The organism is Anaerolineales bacterium (assembly GCA_022866145.1).
GTDB lineage: Bacteria > Chloroflexota > Anaerolineae > Anaerolineales > E44-bin32 > PFL42.
In genome coordinates this window covers 1-3636 of record JALHUE010000336.1, presented here as the reverse complement: position 1 = coordinate 3636, position 3636 = coordinate 1, and the positions used below count along the sequence as shown (strand labels likewise).

At 65.8% G+C, this 3636-nt stretch carries 4 protein-coding genes; all 4 read right to left on the bottom strand.

From position 1 onward, the window contains the following. Complete coding sequence (gene ubiA, locus MUO23_10490; protein MCJ7513382.1) at positions 1-981, bottom strand: putative 4-hydroxybenzoate polyprenyltransferase; 981 nt, start codon at positions 979-981, stop codon at positions 1-3. 393 nt (positions 982-1374) lie between these two features. Further along, positions 1375-2835, bottom strand: a complete 1461-nt coding sequence (locus MUO23_10485) for a menaquinone biosynthesis decarboxylase (protein MCJ7513381.1) — start codon at positions 2833-2835, stop codon at positions 1375-1377. Positions 2836-2863: 28 nt separating this feature from the next. Further along, positions 2864-3124 carry an NrdH-redoxin gene (locus tag MUO23_10480; GenBank protein MCJ7513380.1) on the bottom strand — a complete coding sequence of 87 codons (261 nt, stop codon included), beginning with the start codon at positions 3122-3124 and terminating at the stop codon, positions 2864-2866. Between the two features lie 74 nt (positions 3125-3198). After that, positions 3199-3636 (bottom strand): glucose-6-phosphate dehydrogenase (locus MUO23_10475; protein MCJ7513379.1); only part of this gene is annotated, 438 nt, incomplete at its 5' end.

Below are 3636 nucleotides of genomic sequence, written 5' to 3'. Positions count from 1 at the left end.
CTAGGGCGCAACCAGCGCCATCGTCGTCGTGACGAGCAGAGTCAAACTGATGACGCTGTTGACGTTGAAGAACGCCGTGTTCAAGCGGGTGAAATCGTTGGGACGCACCAGGTAGTGCTCATAGGCTAGCAGACTGCCGGTAACCACCACGCCGACGGCGAAGATCGGGCCGAGCCCCATCAGCGCCCCGAGACCAAGCAACAGAAAGGTTGTCAAGGCATGGCAGACGGAGGACAACCGAAGGGCCGTGGCCGGGCCGTATCGGGCCGGCGCCGAGTGCAAACCCTCCTGTCGATCGAACTCGATATCCTGGCAGGCGTAGATCATGTCGAAGCCGGCGATCCATAAGCTGACGGCCGCGAATAGCACCCAGGCGGGAAGATCCGCCCAGGTGAATAGGGACTGGCGAACGGCGGCCCAGGCCCCGAGCGTCGCCAGGCCGTCGGTCATCCCGAGGGCGAAGTGAGACAGCACGGTGAAGCGCTTGGTGAACGGGTAGCCAAGCAGGAACAGATAGGCGCCCGGGAGCAGGCGGAATGGCAGCGGGCCGAGGGCGTAAGCCGCCAGCGCCAGGACCAGGGCCGAAATCCCCATCCCGATCCACACCGTCCGGGGCTGGATGGCGCCGGTGGCCAGCGGGCGGTTGGCGGTGCGTGGGTTGCGGGCGTCCTGCCAGCGATCGACCCAGCGGTTGGCGCTCATGCCCAGGGTGCGGGCGGCGGCCATGGCGATGGTGATCCAGATGAAATCCCAGCCCCCAGGCCAGCCCGAGGCAGCGAGCAGCATTCCGAGGTAGGCGAACGGGAGCGCGAACACCGTGTGTTCGAACTTGATCAGCTCGAAGAAGTCTCGAACTCTCTGCACGGACACCATGGACGAATGGCTGCCTGGGGCTGGGACGGTGGGAGCAGCCGGCAAATCGGGGCGGATTGTAACATGGGCCAACGCCTGAGCCCCGACGCCGGCTGCAGGTAGGATCATTGGACCTCCGATGTCCGACTATCAAGTTCCTACCGACCCCCGAGCCCCACTCATTCCGCCGCACGTTGTGCGGAAGCTCAGCAGCGTGCGGTTGGGCGTCACCGGCCTGGCGACCGATCGAACCGGCGGGCGCCCTGGCCTGGCCGTCGGGCTGGGTGCCCAGCTGATGGGATTGCTGGCAGGGCTGCTCAGGCATCGCCTACGCCGTGGTCCTGCTCTCCCGCTTCGCAGCCGGCGGGATCGTGCCGACGGCTGCGCGCGCTCGCGCCATTTCAGCGGTCGTGCTCGGGGGCATCCTGGCTGCGATCATCGGCCAGCTGCTGGTTCGGCCGCTTGGCCGCGGGTCGGCAGCCGGCGGGCTGTCGAAGATCCTGCGGGGATCCTCCCTGGCGCCTACAGGCCGAGACCCGGCCACAACTCTTCGATGCGCGCCTTGACCTCTGGGGTCATGCTGACCGGCTTCGGCCAGCCTCTGCGGTAGCCCTCTTCCGGGAGCTTGGCGGTAGCATCGATGCCGATCTTGCCGCCGAACAAGGGCTGATAGGAGGCGTGGTCGAGCTGATCAACCGGGCCGTCGCTGATCACCGCATCCTTCGACCAGTCGACATTGCCCAGTGCCTGCCAGGCTGCCTGGCTCGTGTTCTGGACGTCCACCCACTCGTCGAAGACGACGATGGCTTTGGCCAACATCAGCAGGCCGAGGCCCCACAACCCGTGGATGACCTTGCGGGCGTGGCCGGGGTAGCGCTTCTGGATCGAGACCAGGACCAGGTTGTGGAACACGCCTTCGGCCGGCATGTTGACGTCGACAATCTCGGGAAGGAACAGGCGCATCAGCGGCAGGAACAGACGCTCGGCGGCCTTGCCCATCCACACGTCCTCCATCGGGGGGATGCCGACCAGCGTCGCCGGATAGATCGCCTCGCGGCGCCGGGTGATGGCCGTGACGTTGAAGACCGGGAAAGGCTCGACCGGGGTGTAGTACCCGGTGTGGTCGCCGAATGGCCCCTCCGGCAGACGCGCATTGGGGTCGACGAAGCCTTCGATGACGATTTCGGCCTGGGCCGGCACCTCGAGCGGAATGGTCTGGCAGTCGACGAATTCGACCGGCTTGCCGCGGATCCAGCCGGCCAGCAGGTATTCGTCGATGTTCGGGGGCAGGGGCGCCGAAGCGCACCACATCGCGGCCGGGTCGCCCCCAAGGACGATGGCGGCAGGGATGGTCGGTTTGGCCTGCTCCTTCGCCAGGCGTTCGTGCTCGGCCCCGCCTTTGTGTCGCTGCCAATGCATCAGCAGCCGGCGTTCGTCGACCACTTGCAGCCGGTACATGCCGACGTTGCGCGTCCCGGTTTCTGGATCGCGCGTGATCACCTGGGGCAGGGTGATGAACGGGCCGCCGTCCTCCGGCCAACAGGTCAGCACCGGCAGCGAGGAGAGGCGGGCGGTGTCTTTTTCGATGAGCTCGTGCACGGGCCCCGATCGCACCTTCGAGGGCCCAAGTCCAATGGCTCGCATCGCCGAGAGCATGTCCTGACCGCGCCCGATCATCCCTCCCAGGCCTTGCGGCAGGCGGAAGTCCAGCAGCTCGGCCAGCCGTTCGCCCAGCTCGTCCAACCGCTCCACGCCCAGCGCCAGGGCCATGCGCTGCTCCGAACCGAACAGGTTGGTGGCGACAGGCACGTCGTGGCCGGCCACCGACTCGAAGAGCAGAGCCTGGTTATGGTCGGCCGGCCCTTTGCAGATGCGGTCGGTGACCTCGCTGATCTCGAGCGCTGGCGACAGCTGAGTCTGGATGCGCCTCAGCATCTGGCGGCGTTCCAGCTCGGCAAGGTATTCCCTCAGATCTCGGTACATGCGTCGGTCCTTCCTTCCAGCCCCTTCGTCAGGTCTGGCCGAGGTCCTCGAACTTTGCGATCAGATCGGCAACCGAAGGCTCGACCAGGATACTGCCGTCGGGGAAGACGATGGTTGGGACGCTGCGCAGGCCTTGGTTGATCCGAAGCACGAACTGCTCGGCCTCGGACTCCTGGTCCGGATCGATCCACACATAGGGAATGCGGCGCTGCTCGAAGAAGGCACGCGCCCGGTGGCAGTCGGTGCACCACTCGGTGCCATAGATGCGTATCGGGGTCGGAATCGACATCTGGTAAGCCATCTTCCCGGCAGGCCCCCCTCCGCATCCAACTGCCTAAGCGCAGTTCGCGGGCAGGTGAGATCCTACGAGGTTGGACCACCCAAGTGTCCAATGCAGCCGCTGGACCAGCTGTGGCCGTCTGCCGCAAGCAGGTCATCCGCGGCAGTCGGTCCCCAGGCCCCCTGCGGGTAGCTGGTTAGTCCTAATCCGCCAGAGGCGTCCCAAGCCCGTTGAATGGGATCGATCAGCTGCCAGGCGAGCTCGATGGTGTCGGCCCGGGTGAAGAGCGAAGCATCGCCGGCGAGAGCATCGAGCAACAGACGTTCATAGGCATCTGGGATGGCATCCGGCCCAAAGGCGTCGGCATAGTGGAAGTCCATGTCGACCGAGCGCATTTCGCTCATCGTATCCGGAACCTTGACTTCGAACACAAGGTGCATGCCTTCGTCGGGCTGCAGGCAGAGCTCGAGGGCGTTGGGGCGGATGCTTTGCCCCGGCGGCAGCGGGAACATCACGTGCGG